The organism is Saccharothrix sp. NPDC042600, from assembly GCF_040647305.1.
Classification (GTDB): Bacteria; Actinomycetota; Actinomycetes; order Mycobacteriales; family Pseudonocardiaceae; genus Actinosynnema; species Actinosynnema mutabilis.
This window is the reverse complement of the sequence record NZ_JBEZBW010000001.1, coordinates 367820-392448: the sequence shown is the minus strand read 5'-3', so window position 1 is coordinate 392448 and position 24629 is coordinate 367820. Positions and strand designations below refer to the sequence as shown.

The following is a 24629-nucleotide window of genomic DNA, read 5'->3' as shown; positions in this document are numbered from 1 at the left end:
ACGCGGGACTCATCCGGGAGACACCGACATGACCTCTGTTCCCCCGTCCGTGACCGTCCTCGGGACCGGGGCGATGGGCACGGCGCTGGCGGGCGCCCTGCTCGACCGCGGCCACCGCACGACGGTGTGGAACCGCACCGCCGCCAAGGCGCGACCGCTGGTCGAGCGGGGCGCGCTGCTCGCCCCGACGCCGGGCGCGGCGATCGCGGCGAGCCCCCTCGTCATCGCCTGCGTCCTGGACTACGACGCCCTCTACACCGCGCTGGACGGGTCCACGGACCTGCTGGAAGGCAAGGCGTTCGTCAACCTCACCTCCGGCAGCGCCGAGCAGGCGCGCGTGGCCCGGGACCGGTTCGCCGGCCACGGCGCGGACTACCTCGACGGCGCGATCATGACCACACCACCGGGTGTCGGCAGCCGCGAGGTGATGGTCCTCTACAGCGGCCCGCGCACCGCGTTCGACGCCCACCACGCCGCGCTGGAGACGCTGGGCGACCCCGTGCACCTCGGCGAGGACCCCGGTCTGGCCGCCCTCTACGACTCCGCGCTGCTCGGCCTGATGTGGTCCACCATGACCGGGTGGCTGCACGGCACCGCGCTCGTCGGCGCGGAAGGGACGCCGGCGACCGCGTTCACGCCGGTGGCGATCCGGTGGCTGGCCACCGTGAACAGCTTCCTCACCCGGTACGCGTCCCAGGTGGACGCCGGCCACTACCCCGGCGACGACGCCACCATCGACGTGCAGATCGCCGCCATCGGGCACCTCCTGCACGCGGCGGCCGACCGCGGCCTGGACAACGCGCTGCCCGAACTGCTCAAGTCCACGATGGAACGCGCGCGGGCCGCCGGGCACGGCTCGTCCAGCTTCGCGGGCGTCATCGAGGTCCTGCGCGCGGAGGTGACCGCGTGAACGCCCCGGTGAGCGTGATCGGGCTCGGCAACCTGGGCCGTGCGGCGACCCGGACCTTCCTGCGCGCCGGTCACCCGACGACCGTGTGGAACCGGTCGCAGGGCAAGGCGGCGGACCTGGTCTCCGCCGGCGCGACGCCCGCGGCCACGGCGGCCGACGCGTTCACCGCGAGCCCGCTGGTGGTCGTCGCCCTGCTGGACCCCTCGGTCGTGCGCGACGTGCTGGCGGACGTGGGCGAGGCGGCACGGGGCCGAGCGGTGGTGAACCTGACCTCGGGCGGACCAGAGGACGCGCGGGCGCACGCCGACTGGGCGGCCGAGCACGGTGCGGACTACCTCCACGGAGCCGTCTACGCCGTGCCGCAGACGCTCGGCACCGACGACTCGTCGGTGCGCTACAGCGGTTCCGCGCGCGTCCACGAGGACTGGCGCGCCGCGCTGGACCTGCTGGGCAAGGGAACGTTCCTGGGCGCGGACGCCGGGCGGGCGTCGGCGTTGGACGTGGCCGTCCTCGCCGGGATGTACGGGATGCTGGGCGGGTTCCTGCACGCGGCGGCGATGGGCAGGGCCGCCGGGATCGACGCGGCTGGGCTGACGCCCGCGCTGGTGTCGTGGCTGACCGGCCTGTTCCCGGCGCTGCACGGGTTCGCCGACGAGATCGACCGCGGCGACTACACGACCGAGGAGTCCGGGTTGGCCATGAACCGGGCCGGCCTGGCCACGATCCTGCGCGCCGGCGAGTCGCTGGGCGTCGCGGCGCCCACGCTGCGACCGTTGAAGGACCTGGTGGACCGGCAGGTGGCCGAGGGCCACGGCGCGGCGAGCCTCGCCCGCGTGGTCGAGTCGTTCGGCGGTGCCGCATGACCGAGGTCGTCCCGAGCTTCGCCGACCTGCGAGCGGAGTTCGACGCCTACGTCGGGGCGATCAGGTACGCCACGATGGTGACCGTGGACGCGCGCAACCGCCCCCGGACCAGGGTGCTGATCCCGGTGTGGGAGGTGGTGGACGGCGAGCCGCTCGGGTGGCTCGCCACGTACCGGACGCCGGTCAAGGCCGCGCACCTGGCCCGCAACCCGCACACCAGCTTCTCGTACTGGGCGCCGGGCAACGACTCCGTCGCGATCGAGGCCACCGCCCGGTGGGACAACGCGTTGCCGACCAAGGAGCACGTGTGGGAGCTGTACCGGCGGACCAGTCCGCGCGGCGCGGGCTACCACCTCGGCAACTTCTGGACCGCGCCGTCGGACCCGCGGCTGCACGTGCTGCGGCTGACACCGTGGCGCGTCCAGGTCATCCGCGGCGCGGACCTGCGCAGCCGGATCTGGCGGGGTGACCCGGAGCGGGACTCCGGACCGGGAGAAGGCTGAACCGCGGCAAGCTCCCCGGGGAACCACGCTCCAGGTGCGAGCTACCGACCGGCGCGCGGCAGCACCTTCCCCAGCACCTCCCGGATGTGGTCGGGGTCGGCCTCGTGGCCGCCGAGGAGGATGGCGGTGCACAGGCCGTCGGCCATGGCGACGAACGCCTCGACCGCGCCGGGGTCGTCGGTCAGTGTCCGGGCCAGCTCGGCGACGTTGTCGCGCCAGCGTCGGGCGATCGGCCGCAGGGCGGGTCGGCGTGCCGCCAGGGTGGACAGCTCCCGCTCGGCCAGCGCCCGCTCGCGACCGGGTCCGGAGGACTCGGCGATGAGTTCGGCGAGGCCGCCGAGCGGGTCGTCCCCGGTGTCGATCAGCCGGCGGATCCGGTCGGTGTAGGCGTCGGTGACGCTGGTCAGCGCGGCGATCAGCAGGTCGTCCAGGGTGGCGAAGTAGTAGAGGGTCAGGCTGGTGGTGATCCCGGCCTCCTTGGCGACGGTGCGGTGGGTGACACCGGTCGCGCCGTCGCGGCGGACGATCGTGAGCGTCGCCTCGATGATCTGGGCGCGGCGGCGCCGGCCGCGCGGCGTGCGCCCGTCGACCTCGTCCTGCTCGCCCGCCATCGCTTCACCTGTCATCGCCGCTCCCGGACGTGGGAATTATCGGCTCCGCCTCACCTTCGCCGTCGCCCAGGGGGCGGAGGTGCCGCAACATCACGAAACAGGCCAGCGAAGCGACCGCGATCGCGGCGCCGGCGACGAGGGAAGCCGCGTTGAGGCCGCTGGTGAACACGTCTCGGGCGTGTTCGAGCGCACCGGCTGGGAGGTGGTCCGCGAGGGACGACGCGCCGGCGAGGCTGTCGCCGTAGGTCTCGGTTTCCGACGCCGGCAACCCGGAAGGAGCCTCGACGCCGCCGCGGTAGAGCGCGGTGGTGAGGCTGCCCAGGAGGGCGACACCGGCGGCGATGCCGAGCTCTTGGACGGTCTCCGACAGCGCGGCGGCCGATCCGGACTTCTCCGGCGGCGCCGCGCCCACGACGATGTCGGTGCCCAGCGCGGCGATGACCCCGAGTCCGAGGTAGACGAGGGCGAACCCGGCGACGACGGCGTGCACGCCGTCGGTGCCGGCGCTCGCCAGCAGGACGTACCCGCCCAGCGACAGCGCCAGGGTGGCCGCCATGACGACGCCGGGTGCGACGCGACGGGCCACCAGGGGCGCGCCGACGGCCCCGATCAGCATGGCCAGGGCGGGTGGACCCATCCACAGCCCGGCCGTCGTCGGCGACAGGCCCGCGACGAGCTGGAGGTACTGGGTGACCAGGAACATCACACCGCCGAAGCCGACCAGACCGACCAGCAACACCGACAACGCCGCCGAGAAACCCCTGTCGCCGAACAGCTTCATGTCGAGCAGCGGTTCCGCCAGGCTGAGCTGACGGCGGACGAACGCGACGCCGGCGCCACCACCGACCAGGACCGCGACCACGACCTGGGCGCCGATGCCGTCAGCGGCGGCGTGCTTGATCGCGTAGACGATCGGCAGCATCGCCGCCAGGGACAGCCCGACGCTGAGCACGTCGAGCCGACCGGCGCGCGTGCGGTGCTCCGGCAGCAGCGCCGGCGCGCCGACCAGCACGAGCGCCGCGACGGGGACCGCGAGGAGGAAGACCGCGCCCCACCAGAAGCGGGCCACCAGCACGCCGCCCACGACCGGACCGGCGGCCATCCCCAGGGCGAACATCGTGGCCCACACGCCGATGGCCAACGCCCGTCGCCGGGGATCGGGGAACAGGGCCCTGATCAGCGACAACGTCGAGGGCATCAGCGTCGCACCCGCCACGCCGAGCAGCGCCCGCGCCGCGATCAGCCACAGCGCGTCGGGGGCGAACGCCGCGAAGACCGAGGCCGCGGCGAACGCCACCGACCCGACCACCAGCAACCGGCGCCGCCCGATCCGGTCGTTCAAGGTCCCCATGGTGATCAGGAACCCCGCGATGAAGAAGCCGTAGGCGTCCATGATCCACAGCGTCTCGGTGGCGGTCGGCCCCAGGTCCGCGGACAGCGCCGGGACGACCAGGTAGAGCGCCGTCACGTCCAGTCCCAGCAGCATGGTCGGCAACGCCAGCAGGGCCAGCCCGCCCCATTCACGGCATCCGGCCGATCGTCTTGCCATCATCCCGCCCCCAGACCGAAATTGAACGAACGTACAAGTTGTACTATCGTTCAAAAGGGCAAGTCAAGGCCCACGAACTCCTGATCAGTCCGCCTTCAAGTTGCCTGAAGCTTGCGCTAAGCTTCAGGCAACTTGAAGGCTTCGGATCGAATCAGGCAGGTGTGATGGACCTCGAACTCCCGACGACCGACGTCGCCCAGGCCGCCATCCGCTTCGCGCGGGCAGCGGAGGCACCGGCGATCTTCAACCACAGCGTCCGCACGTACCTGTACGGGCGCTTCCTGGGCGAGCGCGGCGGTCTGCGCCCCGACGCCGACTACGACGACGAACTGCTGTTCCTCGGCTGCGTCCTGCACGACATCGGCCTGAGCGAGCAGGGCGACGGCGACCAGACCTTCGAGGTGGACGGCGCGGACCTCGCCGCCGGCTTCCTCACCGACCAGGGCGTGGCGGCCGACCGGGTCGAGGTCGTGTGGGACGCCATCGCCCTGCACCTGACCTTCGGCGTCGCCACCCGCAAACGCCCGGAGATCGCCCTGGTCACCCTCGGCGCGGGCTACGACCTCACCCCGAACGCGGCCCACCCGCTACCCCAGGGCTACGCCGACCGCGTCCACGCCACCTACCCCAGACTGGGCGGCACGGCCGCGCTCGCGGAGGCGGTCGTGGCACAGGCGCTGCCCAAGCCGCACAAGGCCCCGCCGTTCAGCCTGCCCGGCGAGCTGGTGCGACAGACCACCGGGCGACCGTGGCCGACGTGGCGCGAACTGGCCGAGCGCGAACCGAGCTGGCACGACTACCAGGACTGACCGGTGAGGTGCCCCCGCCGCCCGGACAGCGGCGGGGTCAGACGATCCCACCGACCGCGCTCACGGGCGGTGTTGGCCGCGGGTCCACGAGTCCAGGGCGATCAGGGTCTTGGTGCCGGTCACCTGGTGGTGGCGGCGGATCTCGTCGATCGTGCGCTGGAGGTGGGCCATGTCGCGCACGCGCAGCCAGACCAGGGCGTCCGGGTCGCCCGCGATGGTGAACACCGCCTGCGCCTCCCGCATCCGGGTGGTCGTGTTGAGGATCTCGGCGACCTTCGTCGTGCCGGCGAAGCGCAGCTCGGTGAACGCCTCGATCCCCCACCCCAGCTTCGCGTGGTCGATCTGCACGGTGAACCCGGTGATCACACCGATCTGCTGGAGCCGGTCGATGCGCCGCTTCACCGCCGCCGTGGACAGCGTGACCCGGGTCGCGATGTCGGACAGCGTGCGGCGGGCGTCCTCGCGGAGCAGGGCGAGGATCTCGTGGTCGATGTCGTCCACCAGCTCTTCCGGCATCCGCCCAGGGTAAGCCCCCACGCAACGGATTCGCTCGCTTGCGCCAGAATGCTCCCGTTCTTTGCGTCGCGACGGCCAATTCGGGGCCCGTTGTTGCATCGCGGGAGCGTTGCGTGTGGTGTGACCCGCACCGCAGGGCGATTCGAGTGGAGAGGTTGGCGGCGTGGAGGCGTTCACGTTGGAGGACCGGTACCTCCGGGAGGACGGCATCGTCCACCTGACCGGGGTGCAGGCGCTGGTGCGGGTCCTGTTCGACCGGGTCCGGCACGACCGGGACTCCGGTCTGGACACCGCCGTGTTCGTCTCCGGCTACGAGGGGTCGCCGCTGGCCGGCTACGACCTGGAGCTGGCGCGCCGCTCGACGCTGCTGGACAAGCACAACGTCGTCCACCGGCCCGGCCTCAACGAGGAACTCGGCGCGACCGCCGTCATGGGCAGCCAGCTCACCGCGACGCTGCCCGGCCGGCGCTACGACGGCGTCACCGGCGTCTGGTACGGCAAGGCCCCCGGCCTCGACCGCGCGACCGACGCCCTGCGGCACGCGAACATGGCCGGCACCGACCCCCGCGGCGGCGCGGTCGCGTTCGTGGGCGACGACCCCAACGCCAAGTCCTCCACCGTGCCGTGCGCCTCCGAACTGGCGCTGGCCGACCTGGCGATGCCGATCTTCTTCCCCGCCGACTCGCACGACGTGCTCGACCACGGGCTGCACGCGGTGGAGCTGTCCCGCGCGGCCGGCGTGTGGTCCTCGATCAAGGTCGTCGCGAACGTCGCCGACGCGTCCAGCACCGCGCGCGTGCGCCGCGAGTGGACCGCGCCCGCGATGCCGGACCACGCCTACCGCCACCGCCCCACGTCACGCCTGCTCGGCAAGGAACTCGCCGCGCTGGAACGCGGCCTGTACGAGGTGCGGCTGCCGCTGGCGCTGGAGTACGTGCGCGCGTCGGGCGTGAACCGGATCGTGCGGCGGGGTCCGGGCGACCGCATCGGCATCGTCACCGCCGGCAAGTCGCACCTGGACCTGATGCAGGCGCTGGACCGGCTCGGGCTGGACGAAGCCGCGTTGGCGCTGCACGGCGTCCGGCTGCTCAAGCTCGGCGTCATCCACCCCGTCGAGCCGGGCATCGTGCGCGAGTTCGCCGACGGGCTGCGGCAGATCGTCGTCGTGGAGGAGAAGCGGTCCTTCGTCGAGACCGCCGTCAAGGAACTGCTGTACGGGCGGGCCGACGCGCCCGCGGTGCACGGCAAGACCGGGCCGGACGGGCGCACGCTGTTCACCGAGATCGGCGAGCACGACCCGGACACGATCGCCGCCGGCCTGGCCAAGGTGCTCGCGCCGCTGGAGATCCCCTCGGTGCGGGCCTGGCGGAACCGGGGCCGGCGGGAACGCATCGCCGTGCCGCTGCTGGCGCGCACCCCGTACTTCTGCTCCGGCTGCCCGCACAACTCCTCCACCAAGGTCCCCGAGGGCACGATCGTGGGCGGCGGCATCGGCTGCCACACCATGAGCCTGTTCATGGAGCCCGAACAGGTCGGGTCCGTGGTCGGCGTGACCCAGATGGGCGGCGAGGGCACCCAGTGGATCGGCATCGCGCCGTTCGTCGAGTCGCGGCACTTCACCCAGAACATCGGTGACGGCACGTTCACCCACTCCGGCAGCCTCGCGGTGCGCGCGGCGGTCGCGGCGGGAGTGAACGTGACCTACAAGCTGCTGCACAACTCCGCGGTCGCGATGACCGGCGGCCAGGACGCCGTCGGCGGGCTGCCCGTGGAGAAGATCGCCGCGCTGCTGCTGCTCGAAGGCGTGAAGAAGGTCATCGTGACCAGCGACGCGCCCCGCACCCTGCGCAAGCGGTCCTTCCCGGCCGGTGTCGAGGTGCTCGACCGGTCCGAGCTGCTGCGCGCGCAGGAGGAGCTGGCCGCGATCCCCGGCGTCACGGTCCTGATCCACGACCAGGAGTGCGCGGCGGAGAAGCGGCGCAAGCGGCGGCGCGGCAAGCAGGAGGCGCCGGCCACCAGGGTCGTGATCAACGAGCGGGTGTGCGAGGGCTGCGGCGACTGCGGCGTGAAGTCCAACTGCCTGTCCGTGCAGCCGGTCGCCACCGAGTTCGGGCGCAAGACCGCGATCCACCAGTCCTCGTGCAACGTCGACTACTCGTGCCTGGACGGCGACTGCCCGTCGTTCCTCACCGTCGTGCCCGGTGGCGCGAAGCCGCGCCGGGAGGCCGTCGAGCTGGCGTTCGACGACTCGCCCGAGCCGGAGACGACCGGCACCGACTTCACCGTGCGGATCACCGGCATCGGCGGCACCGGCGTGGTCACGGTCGGGCAGATCCTGGCCACGGCGGCGGTGCTGGACGGGCGGCACGTGCGCACCCTCGACCAGACCGGGCTGGCGCAGAAGGGCGGCGCGGTCGTGTCCGACCTGAAGGTCACCGCCGAGCCCACCGACCGCGCGCCCAAGCTGGCCACCGGCGAGTGCGACCTCTACCTGGCCTGCGACCCCCTGGTCGGTGCGGACCCGACGAACCTCGCCGTCGCCGACGCCACGCGCACCACGGCCGTGGTGTCCTCCACCGAGGTCCCCACCGGGCGGATGGTGATCGACACGTCCGTGACGTTCCCCGCGCCCGGCCAGGTCCGGTCGGCGCTGGAAGCCGCGATGGCGCGGACGGTCGTGCTCGACGCGCGGGCCGTCGCCGAGGAGCTGTTCGGGGACGGGCAGTTCGCCAACATCCTCCAGCTCGGCGTCGCCTACCAGACCGGCGCGCTGCCGCTGCCCGCGTCGGCGGTGGAACGGGCGATCGAGCTCAACGGCGTCGCGGTGGCGCGCAACATCCAGGCGTTCCGCCACGGCCGACGGCTGGCCGTGCAGCCCTTCGAGGCTCCCGCCCCGGTCCCCGCCGCGCTGCCGTCGTTCCCGGCCATCCGGGCGCTGGTGCAGGCGTCGCCGGACTCGGAGCTGGGCCGTCTGCTCGACATCCGGATCCCGGAGCTGGTGGCGTACCAGGACGAGCGCTACGCGCGCGAGTACGCCGAGTTCGTCGAGCGGGTCCGCGTGCTGGAGGACGGTCCGACCACCGTGACCGAGGAGGTCGCGCGCAACCTCCACAAGCTGATGGCCTACAAGGACGAGTACGAGGTGGCCCGGCTGTCCCTGGACCCGACCGTCGCCGCCCGGGTCAAGGCGGAGTTCGGCGACGCGGCGAAGGTGGCCTTCCGCCTGCACCCGCCGGTGCTCAAGGCGTTGGGGCTGAAGCGGAAGATCGCCCTGGGCCCGTGGTTCCGGCCGGTCCTGCGGGGGCTGTACGGGATGCGGCGGCTGCGCGGGACCGCGCTGGACGTGTTCGGCTACGCCGGCGTGCGGCGGGTCGAGCGGGCGCTGGTGGCGGAGTACCGGACCGCGGTGGTGACGGCGCTGACGACGCCGGACGTGGACCGGTCGGCGGTGGCCGAACTGGCGGCACTGCCCGACGTGGTGCGCGGCTACGAGGACGTGAAGCTCGGCAACGTCCGCCGCTACCGCGAGCAGCAGGCGGCGATCCTGGCCCGCCTGTCGGAGGCACCGGCGACGTCCGCCTCCTGACCCGTCTTCCGGGAGCGGGCCCGACAACGGGGTCCGCTCCCGGCGTCCGTGCGATTCACGCCGCCCGCACCGCTGCTTGCCCGGTCCGTACCCGTCACCCACACTCCCGGTATTCGTTGGTCGCTCAAGCGGGGATCTACGTGGGTCCGCACGGCGTGAAGATCCACCACGCGCTCAAACGCCCCGAAGTGGTGCCATGGAAGGACATCGTGCGGTTCGAGGCGCAGCCGGTGCACGCCCCGCACATGCCGGTCGTCGTGGGCGCCACCATCGTCCTGGTCGGCACCCGCAGCTACCCGACGCCCGTCAAGCTGAGCCGCAGCCGGCGCTTCGACACCGGCGTCTATCGCGGCTATGACATCATCCTGAGCGACGACGAATCCCGCGGCGCCATCACCAGGCTCAACCGCGCCATCCGCCCACCGTGGCCAACTTCGCGTTGACGAGGATCTTCGTCGGGCTGTCGCGGTTGGCTTCGGCGTTCTTCGCCGCGTCGACGAAATCCAGTTCGACGCCGGGCCGGAAGACCAGGCAGTGGGACGAGCCGCCGTACCGGAACTCCCCCAGCCGCTGGCCCTTGACCACGCCGGCGCCAGGCTTGATCTTGTCGTCGAGCTTGCACGACGACACCTCCGCCATGCCGATGGCGACGAAGCACAGGACTCCGATCCTCGGGTTGGCGGCCTCGATGAAGATCAACGCCCGGGTGGCGACATGGGCGATGTACCCCTGGGAGATGTCCGGCGCCGCCGGATCGCATAGCGCCGCGGGCGCCTCGGAGTAGTACGAGCCCGGGACGATCCGGGTCGCGACCACCTTCCCGTCGACCGGGCTGTGCCACTGGTGGTAGTTGAGCGCGGCGAGGAACCCCTGGTAGACCGTGCCGCCGACGAAGTCCCCCACGTCCGGCTCGGCGTCCGCCTTGTGGGCGGTGTCGAGCAGGTGCGCGAGTGAGTACGGCTGCCCCTTGACCGAGAAGTGCTCGTACCGCTCGACGTTCTTGCGAATGCGGTAGGGCGCTGCCTCGCACGCGCTCGCGATGACCTCGTCCCCCGTGGCGACCGGCCGGTCTCGTGTCACGTTTCGGAAGGACCGGGTGAAGAAGTGGTTCCAGGACGTGAAGCCGAGGTACTCGTCGTCGGGGTCGCAGTCGAACAGCTCCGTGAACGGCCTGCCCGGGTCGGACATCGCTTCCAGCGCCCGGGGCGACAGCCAGTTCCCGTCCTTCATCGGTTTCCGCGAGTCGGGTGACTCCAGGAACCTCCCCCACCCGTCCAGCACGACCTTGAGGTGCTGGTTCACCTCCTTGTTCAGGAAGGCCGCGAAACCCGCCTGGGTGCCCATCGCCCAGTTGAGGATGACGTTGATCGGGAACCCGACCAGGCCGGAGGAGTTGAACACCGGGACCGTCCGGACCACCTTGTCCACCAGTTCCAGCATCTGCTCGAACGACCTGACCTGCGGGTACCCCGTCGGGGTCACCTTCTGCGACAGCTGTTCGAACATGTCGGTGAACAGCACGTACACCTCGGCGTTGGCGTAGACGAACTCGCGGAACCGCGCCAGCGAGTCGTCCAGCTCCATCGGCAGGGTCGCCACGCGCTTCTGCTCGTCCACCTCCTTGACCAACTCGTCGAGCCAGTGGGCCAGGAACACCTGATCGGTGGGCAGCCAGTCACCGGCCTGCACCGCAATGTCCGCCGACATCGATCCACTCTCCCCACTCCCCTCCGGCCGTCACCGGCACGGAATCGTTCAGAACGTCGGTGCGCCCGCGGGCCGGTCGACCGACCCCGAGTGCTTCGGCGGGTCCACCACGAGGTTGTGGGCGCCCCGCGTCCCGGTCAGCTGCTTGACGTGGTCCGGAACCGGCACCGTCACCGGCACGTGCGGCGCCCTGATCGGTGGGCCGTAGACCTGGCGCACCGGCACGACCCCCTCCCACAGCGTCGCGGGGTCGCCCTTCACGCTGGACGGGCCGTTGTTGCGGACCTTCGCCGAAACGTGCTCGAAGTCGATCCGGATGACGCCGACGTGGTCGAGTTCGATCTCATCCGGATGACGGGAGCCGTCGGCGTAGCCGGGCATGATGTGGTTCGCGATGGTCCGCAACGCCCGGCGCTTCTCCCCCGACTCGTCCTCGACCACCACGCGGGCCTTGCCGTAGATCACCACCGACCGGTAGGACAGGACGGCGTTCGCGGCGGCACGCGCCGGGACCAGGGCGTCCACTATGGCCACGTTCACGCAGACGTCCTTGACCTTGCCGTGCTGCACCAGCCGGTACAACCGGGAGCCGTGGATGAACTGCTCCTCGACGGGCGGTTCCACGGGCGGCGCGATCTCCAGTGCCCCGGGACCGTGCACGTACAGCGCGTTCCCGCTCCTGGAGCGGCCGTACTGGCGAGGCACCATCCGCACCGCCTTCTCTTCGGGGTCGGAGTAGGCGATGTGGCAGTAGAAGGTGTCGTCGAGGATGGACTCCACCAACGCCTTGTCGTAGGACACCTTGCCCGCGGAGTAGTTGTCGGTCGGCGTGGTCAGACGGTGCTTCCGGTACGGGTCCGGTTCGGCCGTCGGCATGGGTTCCTCCACGTGCTCGTCCGTCCACTCCCGACAGGGAAGCGCCGTGTTCCCAGGAGTACACGACTCACCGGCGGTGTTGGCCGGGGCGCAAGCGGCCCACCCGACCGGGACGACCGACTCATCGTGTGGCCCACACCGTCTTCACCGGTCCGCAGTCGTTGCCGCCTCATGGAGTGACTCTCCCGGGCTTGCCGAGTGGCCAGGACAGCGGCGACCACCTCCCGTGACCGGACGGCGCGAGCCACCCCGGTCGGGCGCGACGCGACGGTCCCCACGTGCCACGGCCGGGGCACCGAACCGCCGGTAATCCCGCCAATTGCGGTCACCCTCCGTCGGATCGGACGGCGAACCGCTCCCGGTCGAGTGGCCGTCGGTGGCGAAGCGGGTGGCGCTCCGCTCGGCACGACACGCCGGCGGCCGCGGTCTCTACTCTCGGCCGTGGTTCGCGACGCCGCGCCGCTTCCTCCCGGCCCGGACTCCAGCGGCGGCCCGATCGAGGAGAACCCGATGACCGAGACCTTGTCCACCCGCGGAATCGACTTCGCGACCGCCACGCTCACCGACTTCCTGAAGGTCGATCCGTCCGCGCAGGACAAGCAGTGGCTCCAACAAGCGTTGAAGGCCGCGATCGAGATCGAGATCGCGACCATCCCGCCGTACCTGTGCGCCTACTGGTCCATCAAGGACGAGAAGCAGCCGGACAGCAAGCACGCCGTCGAAGTCCTGCGACGGATCGCGACGGAGGAGATGTACCACGTCGGACACGCGTGCAACCTGCTGGTCGCCTTCGGCGGGACACCGGACCTCCCGGCCGCCGCTCCCGGCTACCCGGGCAAGCTCCCGCGCGGCATCGCCGGAGACCTGGTGGTCGAACTGGAGTGCCTGTCCAAGGACTACGTCGAGAAGACCTTCATGGTGATCGAGGAACCGGACATCCCCATCGCCCTGCAGGAAGGCGAGGAGGCCACCACCATCGGCGAGTTCTACGACGAGATCAAGCGGGCGATCCTGCGCCTGCAACCGGAAGTCACCGAGGCTGACCGCAAGCGGCAGGTCGACTTCGACCCGCTGTTCCGCATCGGCCACTGGGCCACCGCCATCGGCGTCATCGAACTGGTCAAGGAAGAAGGCGAGGGCAACAGCGCCAACCCGCTCGGCCCCAACGGGGAGAAAGCGCACTACTACGCCTTCGCCGAACTCGTCAAAGGCAAGACCTTGATCTGGCAGGACGGGAAGTGGGAGTACGCGGGCAAGCCGATTGCGTTCCCGAAAGACGTGTTCCCGATGGCCCGGGTGCCCAAAGGCGGCTGGCAGAACGCCACGAACCGGCCCAGAGAACTCCTCGACACCTTCAACGACCTCTACGCGACCCTGCTGAAGAAGCTGCAAGCCGCGTGGTCCAGCCCGAAGCACGGCAACCCGATGGAGGAGGCGATCGCGGCGATGCTCAAGCTCGCCACCCCGGCACGCGAGCTGATGACGATCACGGTCGAGGGCGGCCGGGGCACCTACGGACCCGACTTCCGGCCCAAGCAGAAGAGCTGACAACCCCCGCATCCCACCACTCGACACAGATCGGCAAGGGGCATGAACGTCGACGAGTACTGCAAGATCACCACGGTCAAGGTGCACCCCGCCATCGGGATCGCCAGGGTGGGCAACAGTCCCGACGGCTACTTCATCGGCCCGGAGCGCCGCTGGCAGACCGTGACCGCGACCGGCGGCTTCAAGGACGCGAGCGGACGCATCAAACGGCAGGCGGCCAGGTTCCGGCTGTACGGCTACGACGCGTCGGGCAAACCGCTCGGCGAGATCACCGCCCGCAACGGGGTCAGCATCACCTGGAAGGTGCGACTGGCCAACCGCAAGGCGTCACTGATCCAAAGCGACTTCAACCACGGTGAGGACCCGACCGCGCTGTCGATCACGCCGAGCGCGCGCGAGATCACCGTGACCGGGACCGGCGCGGGCCCGAAACAGCTCTTCGACGACGGCAGGATCGCCTTCAAGAACCGGGCGCCCGTCGTCGTGCCGCTGGGCGAGATCCGCGCCGAGGCGAAGGGCCGCCTGCTGGTGCTGGGCGGGTTCGGCCGGGCCGGGACCCCCACCGGCGCGGGCACGGGTGGTATCCGGTCGGCGGGCTGGTACGACGACATCTCCGACGGCCCGGTCACCGCCGTGGTGACGCTGCCCGGCCAGATCACGCCGATCGCGGCGGTGGGCGGATGGGTCGTCGTCGGCCCGCCCCACTACGCGCCGGACCTCAAGCTGCCGATCACCCTGTTCGACCGGGTCTTCGAGGAGGTCTGCGTCAAGAACGGGGCCAAGCGCGACCACGACTGGCCGACCGGCGCCGAGGGCAAGGTGCCGTCCTACACCCGGCACGTCTACCCGATCCTGGAGAGCGCCCGGCACATCAAATGGGTCTTCGCGGACGCCGACGGGAACCACCCCAGGCCCGGCGACCCGTACTCGGCCTGGGGGAAGGACCCGGTGTACCGCCAGAACGCCGCGAAGCACGTGCTGCGCTGGCTGCGCCCCACGAGCGGGCCGTTCGAGGGCACCAAGATGCCCTACCTCGCCGAAACCGGCGAACAACTCGCCCGACCGACGACGACCCAGCACGAGATCATCCAGAAGTGGTCGGAAGGCAGGTTCGCGAAGGACTGGACCACCCGCCCGGTGCCCTCGACCTCACCGGACCCCGCCGACCCCGACGCCATCGCCGACCCGGAGGAGATCGACCGCGCGGCGCTGGACGCCTGCATCGGCGCCGCGTTCTACCCGGGGATCGAGGCGGGCGCCTTCCCCGACGCCTGGAACAGCACCCACTGGCCAGGCAGGAAAGTCGTGCCCGTCATCGATCCCGACAACTTCCACAAGCCCGACCACCCGACGAGCCTCACCGACTTCCTCCGGATCAAGGACACCGTCAAGCCCGGCGGGATCACGATGGGGATGGGTGTGCCGTGGCAGGTCGACTTCGGCGCCTGCGGCGGCAACTGGTGGCCCGTCCCACGCCCGGACCAGGTGCGGACGGCCGCGGAACCCGGGGTCTACAAACTCTGGGCGCGAGACCACAGCGGCGACGGCATGCTGTACTACTGGGGCACCGCGGGCATCGTGGTCAAGGACGGCGACTCCTACCTGGAGAAGTGGCACGTCGCTCCGCCGAGCGTGCACCTCGTGACGCGGTTCCTCGACTTCACGGTGCAGGCGCCGAAACACAATGCCCGGCAGCAGGTGCGGTTCACGGTGAAGAACCCCGACCGCGAGGTCAGGCTGGAAGCCAGGCTGGACACCAAGATCCCCAACCGGCTCAAGGTGCAGTCGGCGAAGGTCACGGTGCCGGCGGGCCCGGAGGAGAAGAACGTCGACTTCACCGTGTCCTACACCGGCGGCAGCCGGGCGGAGAAGACCACCGCGACGCTGCGGATCACCGACACCGACACGAACAACCAGTGGGTCGTCCCCATCACCGCGAAGACCAAGGCCCACGCGCGGGTCGCGACCACGCTGGTGTTGACCACGCGAGGGCCCGCGGACGAGAACACCGCGGACGCGGCCTCGGTGTTCGTGGAACTGATGCGCGGCCGGGGCGATCTCGCCGTCGTCGGCGTCGGTCGTGATGGCGACGGCTACACCCCCACCGCACTCCCCCCGGGGTCCATGGCCGACGACGCCGACCGTGAGCGCGCGCTGGGCGCGATCGACCGGTTGACCCTGGCACCGCCCGGTCGGGGAGCCTCGGTGGCCGACGGCGTCGCGGTGGCCGAACAACTCCTGAGCGCCCTGGACGAGGAAGACCACGCCGGCACGGCCGTGGTGGTGATCGCCGACGGGGCGAGCTCCTTCGACGTCACCGACCGGGTCCTGCCCTTCCACCACCCCACGTACGTCATCGACGTCGCACCCGGACCGGGGGCCGGCACCGCCCGGTGGCAGAGCAGCACCGGCAACAGCGGCGGCGCACTGATGGCCACCGAGCGCACCGGACCGTCACGCAGGTTCGCGATCTCCCGGCGGTTGGCGCAGGTGCTGGCCGAGGTGGACGGCTCCCAGGTGTCGGCGGACGTGGAAGGGCTCCTCCTCGGCCCCGACGAGCAGTCCACACCGTTCCTGCTGACCGAGGACGACACCTCGGCCGAGATCATCGTCCTGGCGGACGAACCGGTCGGGCTGCGGCTGCGGAGCCCCAACGGCTTCCTGCTCGACCCCGACCACCCCGCGCTGACCCGCCGGTCCGCGGCCGGCGTCACCGTCGTGACCATCGCGCTGCCCGCCCCGACGCTCTACGAGCGCGTCGAACACCACGGACGGTGGCACGCCGTCGTGTCCGCGGCCCCCGGCACCGCGGACGACGAACCCGTTCCGTACGCCATCCGGGTCCACACCCGGTCGGCCGTCGCCACCTCCGTGCACGTCGAGCAGTCGTCCCACCAGACGGGGACTGCGGTGCCGATCCACGTCGCCGTCACCGACGGCGGCTTGCCCGCGGCCCTGGACACCGCCGCGGTGGTGGAGGTGACCAGGCCGGACGGCTCGACCGACGTGGTGGCGCTGGAGGAAGCCGAGCCGGGCCGGTTCACCGGGCTGCTCCCGACCACCATCAGCGGCACCTACCAGTACCGGGTGCGGATCACCGGCGAGAGCGCGCTCGGCTGCCCGTTCGAACGGTTCCACCTCGCGTCGGCCGGCGTGTGGCGAGGCGCCGACCGGGACGCCGCGCCGCCGCTCGCCGTCGCCGTCCCCCGCCAGACGGTGCGGACCACCACGATCGCACCCGTCACCGCACGACGATGACCCGAGCGGACTACGACGTCGTGGTCGCCGGCGGCGGACCCGCCGGCGCCACGGCGGCTCTCGGCCTGGCCCGCGCCGGGCACCGCGTCCTGCTCGTCGACAACTCCCGCTACGCCGGGACGAGACTGGGCGACGCCCTCTCCCCCGCGGCGACCGCGTTGCTGCACCGCCTGGGTCTCGCGGAGGCCACCCGTGGCTGTTCGATCCCGTCCACCGGCATCAGCAGCGCCTGGGGAGCAGCCGAACCACGCTCCCGGTCGTTCCTGTTCAGCCCGCACGGCGAGGGCCTGCACGTCGAGCGGCGGCGGTTCGACCGCAACCTGGCCGACGCCGCCGCGCACGCGGGCGCCCGCCTGGTCGACGCCCGCGTCACCGCGTGCACGCCCGACGGCACCGGATGGCGGCTCGCGGTGACCGGCCTTCCCGTCGTGACCGCCCGCGCCGTCATCGACGCGACCGGCCGCAACGCCGCGCTGTCCCGGGCGTGCGGTGCCCGCCGCGTCCGGCACGACCGGCTCGTCGCCATCGCCACCGAGTACCGCGGCCGCGCGACCCACCAGGGCCACGTCCTGATCGAAGCGAGCCCCGACGGGTGGTGGTACGGCGCGCCCGTGCCGCCCGACCGGCTCATCGTGATGTTCCTGACCGACACCGACCTCTGCCGCGAACACCGCTACACCACCACCCGAACCTGGGTGACCCACCTCCGCCGAACCCGGCACGTCCACCACCTGACCGCGGGGCACACCCCCATCCGGGAGCCACAGGCCCGATCCGCCGCCGGTGGCCACCTGGACCCCGGCACCACGTCCAACCCCTGGCTGGCCGTGGGCGACGCCGCCCTCACCATGGACCCCCTGTCCGGCGGCGGCCTGGAACTCGCGCTCGACACCGGCCACACCGGCGCGCAGGCCGTGGCCGCCCTGCTCACCGGCTCACCCCGCCCGGCACACGACTACCAGCGCGACCTCACCACCCGCCTCGCGGACTACCTGACGCAACGCACCGCCCACTACCGCCTGGAACAGCGCTGGCCCGAATCGGCCTTCTGGAGCCGTCGGCACCAGGCGGCGGTGGGCGACCGGGCCCGGTAGCGCCAGGTTTCCGGCGTGGGACCCTTCAGGCGTGGGATGCGGTCAGTGCGCGGCCCACCGCGACGACCAGCTTCTCCAACAGCAGCACGACGATGTTGGCCACGACCGCGGCCAGGAAGTCACCCATGCCGACCACCTCCGGTGTGCTGGGCGTCTTCCGACGGTAGGGCTGGCGCGTGGTCGGCCCGCGAGCGGCAGGTGTACCGGCGGTGACGGTGTCGTGAACTCACCGCGCGGCGGCGAGGGTCGCCACCGCCGCGGCACCCAGGGCGATGAGCCACTGGTGCGGCAGGAGCGGGTGGCAGCCGAGGAACTCGCTCAAGCCCGGGGTCTGGACGGCGACCGCCAGCGCGGCCAGCGAACCGAGCGCGGCGGCGACCACGAGCGGGGTGCGGCCCCGCACCGCGAGGGTCTGGCCCAGTTGAGCGCCGACCAGGGCGACGAGGGCGGTGGTGGACGCCTGGAACGGGGGTCCGGTGCGGCGGGCCAGCTGCCAGGCGACGAGCCCGGCGGCGGCGGTGGCGACGGCGCGGGCGCGGATCTGCCGGTCGAGCGCCTCCCCCAGGGACGGGTCGGGGCCTTCGGCGAGCAGGGACGCCGCGGTGCGGTCGGCGGGTGGGCGGGTGGCGACGGCCATCGCCGGCAGGGCGTCGGTGAGCAGGTTGACCAGCAGCAGTTGTCGGACGTTGAGCGTCTCCCGCGCGCCGGCCACGCCGGTGGCGACGGCGAAGGCGATCTCGCCGAGGTTGCCGCCGAGCAGGATGGCCAGGCCGTCGCGCACCGACGCCCACATGGCGCGGCCCTCGGCGACCGCGTCGGCGATGGTCTCGACGCGGTCGTCGGTGATGACGACGTCGGCGGCCTCTCGGGCGGCGGTGGTCGCGTGCTCGCCCAGCGCCATGCCGACGTCGGCCAGGCGGATGGCGGGCGCGTCGTTGGCGCCGTCGCCGGTGACCGCGACGACGTGGCCGCGGCGCTGGAACGCCGCGACGATCCGCGCCTTCTGCGCGGGGGTGACGCGGGCGAAGACCGCCGTGCCGGGCAGCCGCGCGTCCAGTTCGAGGTCGGTGAGGGCGGCCAACTCCGGGCCGGTGAGCACACCACGTCCGCCCAGCGCGTCGAGCTCGTCGGCGATCGCCGCGGCGGTGGCGTGGTGGTCGCCGGTGACCATGACGACCTGGATCCCGGCGTCGCGCAACGTCCGCACGGCCTGTCGGGCCGAGCCGCGCAGCGGGTCGGCCAGGGCCAGCAGCCCGACCAGGCACAGCCGGTCCACGTGGTCGTCGTGGAGCGCGGCCCGCGCGCTCGTGGTCCGCTCGGCCACGGCGAGCAGCCGGTAGCCATGGGAGGCCAGGCGGCGGACCTCGGCGTCCACCTCGGCCCGCGCGGCCTCGTCCAGCGGCACGACCGTCCCGCCCCGCCGCCACGTGGCGCACCGGGCGAGGATCACCTCGGGCGCCCCTTTCACCGCCAGCGAGCAGCCCTCCGGGGCCCGGCCCAGCACGGCGTGGAAGCCGCGCGAGGGTTCGAACGGCAGGGTCGTCGCCACGTCCCAGTCGCGGCGCACACCGAGCAGTTCCGCGCCGTCGTGCACGGCTCGGTCGGTCAGGTGCGCCAACCGCTCGCGACCGCCACCGCGGGGTGTGGCGCGCAGGGCCGTGGTGACGACCGGGCGCATCCGGTCGGGCAGCTCCTCGACCGGGGCGTCGGTTCGTCCGTCCGAGACGCGACGCAGCGCGATGCGGCCCTCGGTGAGGGTGCCGGTCTTGTCGAAGCACAGCACGTCCACCCGGCCCAACGCCTCGACGGTCGCCGAATCGCGCACCAGCGCGCCGCGGCGCGACAGCCGCTTGGCCGCCGCCAACTCGGCCACGGTGGCCACGAACGGCAGACCCTCGGGGACGGCCGCCACCGCGAGCCCGACACCGCGCACCACCGAACGACCCAGGGGCCGCCCGCGCAGCAGGTCCACGCCGGCCAGCAGCACGCCCGCACCGATCGACAACGGGATCGTCGTCCGCGCCAACGCGCGCATCCGGTCGGTCACCCCGCTGGGTCGCGCGCGGCGCTGCGCGTCACCCCCGGCGCGGCCCAGTTCCGTGTCACCGCCGACCGCCACGACCACGCCGCGCGCCCGTCCCGCGGCCACCGACGTGCCCTGGTAGGACATGCACGTCCGGTCCGCCACCCCGGCTTCCGGCGTCGGCGCCGCGTCCTTGCGCACCGGGACCGACTCGCCGGTCAAGCCGGACTCGTCCAGTTCGAGCCCTTCCGCGGCCAACAACCGGCAGTCGGCGGGGACGACGTCACCGGCTTGCAGCTCCACCACGTCCCCGCGCACCAGCCGGTCGGCGGGCAGGTCGGCCGCGGCCCCGTCGCGCAGCACCCGCGCGCGGACCGCCGTGGACTGCACCAACGCCTTGAGCGCGCCGGCTGCGCGCATCCGCTGGGCGCCACCGAGCACCGCGTTCGCGGCGAGCACACTGATGATCAATCCTGCGTCGACGACCGAGCCGACCGTGGCCGACACCGCCGCGCTGATCGCCAACGCCGGGGTCAGCGGGGTGTCCAACTCCGCCAGCGACGCGCGCAGCAGCGTCTCGCGCGCCGCGACGCGTCGCGTGCCGCGGCCTGCCCGGCGTCGTGCGGCCTCGGCGTCGTCCACGCCGTCCGGCGAGGATCCCAGCCGGTGGAGCACCGTGGCCACCGACAGCGCGTGCCAGGCGGTGCGGTCGACGGGAACGGGGTCCGGGCGGTGCGCGGCGTCCCGGGCGGCCCAGGCGCCGGCGGCGATCGCCAGCACCGTGGCCGCGTTGACCGGCCACGCCACCCGCCCCAGTGCCCGACCCGCCGGCGAGACGACGGCCAGCAGGGCGGCGCACGCCGCGCCGACCACCGCCAACCGCGCCGAGCGCACGGCGGCGTGCCGGGCGCAGACCGCCGCCTCCAGCACCACGCACACGGTCGCGTGCTTGTGGCAGACGACGTCGGCCGTGGGCAAGGGGCCCAGGCCAATGCCCACGTCGGCCACGGCGAGGGCATCGCGGTCGTCGCGCGAGACGACCGCGACCACCCTCCCGGCCCGCTGCAACGACCGCACCGCCGCCACGAGCGTCGGACCGTCGGCCACGGCGTCGCCCGCCAGCCTGCGGTCGGCTGCGGACAGGACCACCAGCCCGACCTTGCGGGCGCTCGCGACCACGGCGTCGGCCAGCGGGTGCAGCTCCTCGGCCAGGGTGACCTCCGCGACCGTGACGGCCCTCCGCCGCAGTGCCAGCAGGACCGGGTCGGTCGGGTGCGGCGCCAGCGTCCAGTCCCCGTCGGGATCGCCGGCATCCACGAGTTCGTGCGCGTGCCGGCGCAGTTCGGCGACATCGGGCGCGTGGCCGTTGCCGGTCACCGGGCGCACCTCGTCCACGACGAGCCGGCCGGTGTACGCGACCGCCGTGTCCACGACCACCACGTCCACGCGGTCGAGCCGGGTCAGCGCGTCGAGGTCGCGCACCGCGACCCTCCGGCCGGCCAACATCCTGCTCAGCTCGGTGACGAACACGTCCCGTCCGGCCCGAGCGGGTTTCGGGGCGCAGGCCGCCAACGCCGCCGACGCCCGAGTGCGGTCCCCGGACGTCAGCAGCGTGCCGCCCACCAACGGCACGGCCAGCGCGGCCACCCGGTCGGCGGTGCGCTCGACCGGCCCCGGCGGCACCGGGACCGGTCGGCCCGGCGCGTCCGCCGCCCGGTGCCGCCCGGAGGTGGACCGGTGCTGAGCGCGGGTTTCCGCCGTCCGGCTCAGCGCGCGGCACGTGTCGGCCAGTAGGCCGAGCGGGCGCTGCGCCAGCACTTGGGCCGCCGTGCCACCGACGGTGAACAGCAACTCCGCGTTGGCCGCACCCAACCGCTCCCCCACCGCGGCGCGCAACCGCGGAGTCGCGTCCACAAAGGACACCACATCGGCGGCCGAGGTGAGCAGCCGTGGCACCCGGAGCACGCTCGCCGTGGCGGCCCACGCGAACCCGGTCGCCGTGAGCCCTACTTCGAACAAGCCCTTGAGCGCCGCCGAAGGACGAATCGACACCGTGCGGTCACTCCGGGATCGGTTCGCCGGACTCGCGCTGCGGCGGCGGTTTGCGGCTCATGCGCTCCGCCACCAGGGTGCCGGTCCCGATGGCCAACGCGACCGGCCACTCCACGACCCCGAACACGGCCAACAGCCCCAGCCCCGCGAAGTACATCGCGTGCTCCGGCGACGGCAACAACGACCCTCGCCCGCCCTCGTCGGACCTTTCCCGCCGTTCCTGCCGTCCAGCAGGAGCATCCTGCTCTTCCTGGTGCCCGGCAGGCGTCTTCCGCGGCTCCGCTTTCGTCGCCATGTGGACTCCCGACCCTCGGGGACATGCGGTTCCGCCCCGATCGTAGGCTCCGCCGCGCCGGCGCGAAGGGGGCCACTTTCGCGCCGGCGAGGAACCCGTGAGGCAGGTCACCTGGTCGAACACGCCAATGGCCGATGCCCGACCACCAGCGCCGGCAGTACTTTCTCGTTCCGGCCCGCAGTCGTGCCCGTCCACCGCGACGCCGGGCAACTCGTCACACGAGCAGCACCTCCGGCGTCGCGGATCAACCTCACGCTCGATCTCGACCTGGAGGCACCTCCGCATGCCCGTCAACACCGTCCGCCGACGCCGGGTTCCGCACCTCCTCCTGCCGCTGATCGCGCTCGTCGCCGCAGGACTGGTGCCCGCACCCGCCGCACACGCCGACCCGGTCCCCAGCGAGCCCCCGCCGAACTGTGTGGCCTACACCAGCGGGATCCGGTACACGTTCGTGAGCAACCACTGTGCGGACACCTACGACATCCAGTTGCGCTACACCGACGGCTCGGTGAGCGTCTGCCGCACCTCCACCCCGGACAGCACCATCACGTTCCCCGGCTACGGTTTCGACCACAACTACGTGGTCGCGATCGAGGGCTGCGACAACGTCGCCGTCGAACAACTGGTGCAGTTCAACGGACACGTCACGACCCACTGGGGCCAGCACGTCCACGTCGTCGGCTCCATCCCCGCCCTCGGCTCCTGGGACCCGGACCGGGCACCGCGCCTGTCCCCCACCGACTACCCGGTGTGGACCACCTCGGTCTACCTGCCCGCGAACACGACGTTCGAGTACAAGTACTTCACCCGGAACCCGGACAACACGGTCACCTGGATGAGCGGCGACAACTTCATCTACACGACCAAGGGCTCCGATCCCGTGGTCCTGCACGACTTCTGGAGGTGAACAGCAACACCGGCACGGTGCCGATCGGGCGTCATGGGAGGCGGTTTCCGGGTGTCCGTTCGGTGGGACAGCGGTGCCACACGACCGGCCGGACGGCAATGGGAGTTCCGGTGTTGGCGCGCGGTCGGTGGTTCCGCTGTCCCTCCCTCGCCGCGAACCGCGCAGGTGACCAGGACAAGACGGCGCGCTCGGAGGAGCGTCAGCCGCCGGACGTCGAGGCCGCTCGGGGTTCATCAGCCGCGCCGGCCGGATGCGGTCGCGCACCACGGGGTTCTTCGGTGCGTGGCCGGTCGGTCCGGTCACCGCGTTGCTTGTCCGGCTTGCCTTCCGGCTCCGAACGCACCGGAGCGCGGGGCGAGGGTCGGGGCAGCGTGGTGATCGGTGGCACGGCCGTGCTCCGTCGCTTCGCTTCGCCGGGAGCGGCGGGTGGTGCGGAGCGGGTGGTCGTGGTGACTACGGCGTCCGTTCGGTCGGCCCTCGTCGTGCGGGCGGCGCGGGTCGTTCTCGCGATGGCCTCGTCCGACCCGGGAGGGTGCTCCACGCCGGACGCCGGGCGGCGACTGGCGCAGGCCTGGTGTTCCGGGGTGACGTTCGTCGCGGGACCCGAATCGCCGCGCCCGGTCGCCACCAGGATGGTCAGCAGGGCGCCGGCCGCCGCCACGCCGACCAGGTGCGGCTGGACGCGGCGCGGACCGCGGGACGTGACGGCGGCGCGCGCGTCGAGGGGGTTCAGCCGCCCGACGGCCCAGTGGCCCGGGTTGGACAGGGCCGCACGGCACCTGCGACAGACCTTGAGGTGCCGGTCCACCGTGGACCCGCGCTTGCCGGTGAGGCGTTCGACGGTGTCGGGGTTCACCTTGCCCAGGGCGCGTCGGCAGCGGGGGTCTTCGGTCGTGCGCAGGTGGGCGTGGACGCGGGCGGCCATGAGCCGCCGGCGGGCCTGGCCGGCGCAGGTGGTCACGGATCCGGTCGACATCCCCAGCTCCGCGGCGACGACCGCCGGATGCTCGCCGTCGATGTCGATGCGCCACAGGATCATCTGCGCGCGGGGCTCCAAAGTGGACATGGCGAGCGCCAGGACGTCCTCTCCCGTGGCGGCGGCGGGACGCCGACCTCCTGGAGCGGGGTGGGTGGGTGCGGCGTGCCGGTCCCGGTAGGCCGCGTTCGCGATGTTCGCCCGGATCGCGGACAACAGCGCAGCCTGGAACGACACCGGACGCCACCCGGCCACCAGTTGCCCGAAGACGCGTTCGAACGATGCCCCCACCACTCGGGTGATCACCGCTTCGGGAGCGCCCGAGTCGCGAGCGAACCGAAGCGCGCCCTCGACGTGCCGGTCGTGGAGCGCACCGATGGCGGTCGCCGAACCCGCACGGGCCGCGTCGACCAGTTCGTCGTCGGACAGCCCGCCACCGGGGACCGCGGTCATCCCCGTCGCCCCCGGCCGTCGGCCGCGCTCGCGGGGCGGCGACGTGCGCGCCGGGGCGCGGACCGCGTCGTGATCGTGTGCTCCATGACCGTC

At 72.5% G+C, this 24629-nt stretch carries 18 protein-coding genes; 10 read left to right on the top strand and 8 right to left on the bottom strand.

What is annotated here, in order from left to right:
* The first annotated feature begins 28 nt into the window (after nucleotides 1-28).
* The 3 genes from AB0A74_RS01420 to AB0A74_RS01410 are packed head-to-tail and all read left to right on the top strand — an operon-like array spanning nucleotide 29 to nucleotide 2276.
* Nucleotides 29-910 (top strand): NAD(P)-binding domain-containing protein, encoded by an 882-nt coding sequence (locus AB0A74_RS01420; RefSeq protein WP_358246912.1) that lies wholly within the window; start codon nucleotides 29-31, stop codon nucleotides 908-910.
* On the top strand, nucleotides 907-1773 hold the full coding sequence (locus AB0A74_RS01415; RefSeq protein WP_358246911.1) for an NAD(P)-binding domain-containing protein: 867 nt from the start codon (nucleotides 907-909) through the stop codon (nucleotides 1771-1773). Before AB0A74_RS01420 ends, AB0A74_RS01415 begins: the two co-directional genes overlap by 4 nt.
* Nucleotides 1770-2276: a pyridoxamine 5'-phosphate oxidase family protein gene (locus AB0A74_RS01410; RefSeq protein ID WP_358246910.1), complete on the top strand. Its 507-nt coding sequence runs from the start codon at nucleotides 1770-1772 to the stop codon at nucleotides 2274-2276. Before AB0A74_RS01415 ends, AB0A74_RS01410 begins: the two co-directional genes overlap by 4 nt.
* Before the next feature lie 41 nt (nucleotides 2277-2317).
* On the opposite strand, the gene AB0A74_RS01405 is transcribed toward AB0A74_RS01410, so the two are convergent.
* Nucleotides 2318-2902: a TetR family transcriptional regulator gene (locus AB0A74_RS01405; RefSeq protein WP_358246909.1), complete on the bottom strand. Its 585-nt coding sequence runs from the start codon at nucleotides 2900-2902 to the stop codon at nucleotides 2318-2320.
* A complete protein-coding gene (locus AB0A74_RS01400) occupies nucleotides 2892-4439 on the bottom strand; it encodes an MFS transporter (RefSeq protein ID WP_358246908.1) in 1548 nt (515 codons plus the stop codon). The genes AB0A74_RS01405 and AB0A74_RS01400 overlap by 11 nt, the downstream gene beginning before the upstream one ends.
* Before the next feature lie 161 nt (nucleotides 4440-4600).
* On the opposite strand from AB0A74_RS01400, the gene AB0A74_RS01395 reads away from it, so the two are divergent.
* A complete protein-coding gene (locus tag AB0A74_RS01395; RefSeq protein WP_358246907.1) occupies nucleotides 4601-5245 on the top strand; it encodes an HD domain-containing protein in 645 nt (214 codons plus the stop codon).
* Between the two features lie 60 nt (nucleotides 5246-5305).
* Here the strand turns inward: AB0A74_RS01395 and AB0A74_RS01390 are convergent, their stop codons facing one another.
* Nucleotides 5306-5761 carry an Lrp/AsnC family transcriptional regulator gene (locus AB0A74_RS01390; RefSeq protein ID WP_343937258.1) on the bottom strand — a complete coding sequence of 152 codons (456 nt, stop codon included), beginning with the start codon at nucleotides 5759-5761 and terminating at the stop codon, nucleotides 5306-5308.
* A gap of 163 nt (nucleotides 5762-5924) precedes the next feature.
* On the opposite strand from AB0A74_RS01390, the gene AB0A74_RS01385 reads away from it, so the two are divergent.
* Together AB0A74_RS01385 and AB0A74_RS01380 are read left to right on the top strand one after the other, a co-directional pair.
* Nucleotides 5925-9347 carry an indolepyruvate ferredoxin oxidoreductase family protein gene (locus AB0A74_RS01385; RefSeq protein WP_358246906.1) on the top strand — a complete coding sequence of 1141 codons (3423 nt, stop codon included), beginning with the start codon at nucleotides 5925-5927 and terminating at the stop codon, nucleotides 9345-9347.
* A 155-nt stretch (nucleotides 9348-9502) separates the two neighbouring features.
* The gene (locus AB0A74_RS01380; RefSeq protein ID WP_358246905.1) at nucleotides 9503-9790 is read left to right on the top strand and encodes a hypothetical protein; all 288 of its coding nucleotides are present in this window, start codon (nucleotides 9503-9505) and stop codon (nucleotides 9788-9790) included.
* Here the strand turns inward: AB0A74_RS01380 and AB0A74_RS01375 are convergent.
* Together AB0A74_RS01375 and AB0A74_RS01370 are read right to left on the bottom strand one after the other, a co-directional pair.
* The gene (locus AB0A74_RS01375) at nucleotides 9750-11054 is read right to left on the bottom strand and encodes a phosphatidylserine decarboxylase family protein (protein WP_358246904.1); all 1305 of its coding nucleotides are present in this window, start codon (nucleotides 11052-11054) and stop codon (nucleotides 9750-9752) included. The two genes, AB0A74_RS01380 and AB0A74_RS01375, sit on opposite strands and share 41 nt — an antisense overlap.
* Before the next feature lie 48 nt (nucleotides 11055-11102).
* Complete coding sequence (locus AB0A74_RS01370) at nucleotides 11103-11930, bottom strand: pyridoxamine 5'-phosphate oxidase family protein (RefSeq protein ID WP_358246903.1); 828 nt, start codon at nucleotides 11928-11930, stop codon at nucleotides 11103-11105.
* A gap of 510 nt (nucleotides 11931-12440) precedes the next feature.
* Here AB0A74_RS01370 and AB0A74_RS01365 point away from each other — a divergent pair.
* From AB0A74_RS01365 to AB0A74_RS01355, 3 genes are read left to right on the top strand one after another with little or no spacing between them, the layout of a single operon-like run.
* Complete coding sequence (locus tag AB0A74_RS01365; protein WP_358246902.1) at nucleotides 12441-13478, top strand: ferritin-like protein; 1038 nt, start codon at nucleotides 12441-12443, stop codon at nucleotides 13476-13478.
* 42 nt (nucleotides 13479-13520) lie between these two features.
* Nucleotides 13521-16736, top strand: coding sequence for a LodA/GoxA family CTQ-dependent oxidase (locus tag AB0A74_RS01360; RefSeq protein ID WP_358246901.1), 3216 nt, complete (start codon nucleotides 13521-13523; stop codon nucleotides 16734-16736).
* Entirely contained in the window at nucleotides 16733-17830 is a 1098-nt protein-coding gene (locus tag AB0A74_RS01355; protein ID WP_358246900.1) for a tryptophan 7-halogenase, read from the top strand. Before AB0A74_RS01360 ends, AB0A74_RS01355 begins: the two co-directional genes overlap by 4 nt.
* 226 nt (nucleotides 17831-18056) lie before the next feature.
* On the opposite strand, the gene AB0A74_RS01350 is transcribed toward AB0A74_RS01355, so the two are convergent.
* Both AB0A74_RS01350 and AB0A74_RS01345 read right to left on the bottom strand, forming a co-directional pair.
* Nucleotides 18057-21905, bottom strand: coding sequence for a cation-translocating P-type ATPase (locus tag AB0A74_RS01350; RefSeq protein WP_358246899.1), 3849 nt, complete (start codon nucleotides 21903-21905; stop codon nucleotides 18057-18059).
* Nucleotides 21906-21912: 7 nt separating this feature from the next.
* A complete protein-coding gene (locus AB0A74_RS01345; RefSeq protein WP_358246898.1) occupies nucleotides 21913-22200 on the bottom strand; it encodes a hypothetical protein in 288 nt (95 codons plus the stop codon).
* Nucleotides 22201-22483: 283 nt separating this feature from the next.
* On the opposite strand from AB0A74_RS01345, the gene AB0A74_RS01340 reads away from it, so the two are divergent.
* Nucleotides 22484-23107: a carbohydrate-binding module family 20 domain-containing protein gene (locus AB0A74_RS01340; protein ID WP_358246897.1), complete on the top strand. Its 624-nt coding sequence runs from the start codon at nucleotides 22484-22486 to the stop codon at nucleotides 23105-23107.
* Between the two features lie 199 nt (nucleotides 23108-23306).
* Here the strand turns inward: AB0A74_RS01340 and AB0A74_RS01335 are convergent, their stop codons facing one another.
* Entirely contained in the window at nucleotides 23307-24536 is a 1230-nt protein-coding gene (locus AB0A74_RS01335) for a hypothetical protein (protein ID WP_358246896.1), read from the bottom strand.
* Nucleotides 24537-24629 lie beyond the last annotated feature (93 nt).

Bases quoted from the DNA above. Each gene is read 5' to 3' on its own strand.
- AB0A74_RS01370 (WP_358246903.1), bottom strand. From the start codon at position 11,930: ATGCCGACGGCCGAACCGGACCCGTACCGGAAGCACCGTCTGACCACG.
- AB0A74_RS01355 (WP_358246900.1), top strand. From the start codon at position 16,733: ATGACCCGAGCGGACTACGACGTCGTGGTCGCCGGCGGCGGACCCGCC.
- AB0A74_RS01420 (WP_358246912.1), top strand. From the start codon at position 29: ATGACCTCTGTTCCCCCGTCCGTGACCGTCCTCGGGACCGGGGCGATG.
- AB0A74_RS01340 (WP_358246897.1), top strand. From the start codon at position 22,484: ATGCCCGTCAACACCGTCCGCCGACGCCGGGTTCCGCACCTCCTCCTG.
- AB0A74_RS01335 (WP_358246896.1), bottom strand. From the start codon at position 24,536: ATGACCGCGGTCCCCGGTGGCGGGCTGTCCGACGACGAACTGGTCGAC.
- AB0A74_RS01365 (WP_358246902.1), top strand. From the start codon at position 12,441: ATGACCGAGACCTTGTCCACCCGCGGAATCGACTTCGCGACCGCCACG.
- AB0A74_RS01405 (WP_358246909.1), bottom strand. From the start codon at position 2,902: ATGACAGGTGAAGCGATGGCGGGCGAGCAGGACGAGGTCGACGGGCGC.
- AB0A74_RS01400 (WP_358246908.1), bottom strand. From the start codon at position 4,439: ATGATGGCAAGACGATCGGCCGGATGCCGTGAATGGGGCGGGCTGGCC.
- AB0A74_RS01390 (WP_343937258.1), bottom strand. From the start codon at position 5,761: ATGCCGGAAGAGCTGGTGGACGACATCGACCACGAGATCCTCGCCCTG.
- AB0A74_RS01410 (WP_358246910.1), top strand. From the start codon at position 1,770: ATGACCGAGGTCGTCCCGAGCTTCGCCGACCTGCGAGCGGAGTTCGAC.
- AB0A74_RS01360 (WP_358246901.1), top strand. From the start codon at position 13,521: ATGAACGTCGACGAGTACTGCAAGATCACCACGGTCAAGGTGCACCCC.
- AB0A74_RS01345 (WP_358246898.1), bottom strand. From the start codon at position 22,200: ATGGCGACGAAAGCGGAGCCGCGGAAGACGCCTGCCGGGCACCAGGAA.
- AB0A74_RS01395 (WP_358246907.1), top strand. From the start codon at position 4,601: ATGGACCTCGAACTCCCGACGACCGACGTCGCCCAGGCCGCCATCCGC.
- AB0A74_RS01375 (WP_358246904.1), bottom strand. From the start codon at position 11,054: ATGTCGGCGGACATTGCGGTGCAGGCCGGTGACTGGCTGCCCACCGAT.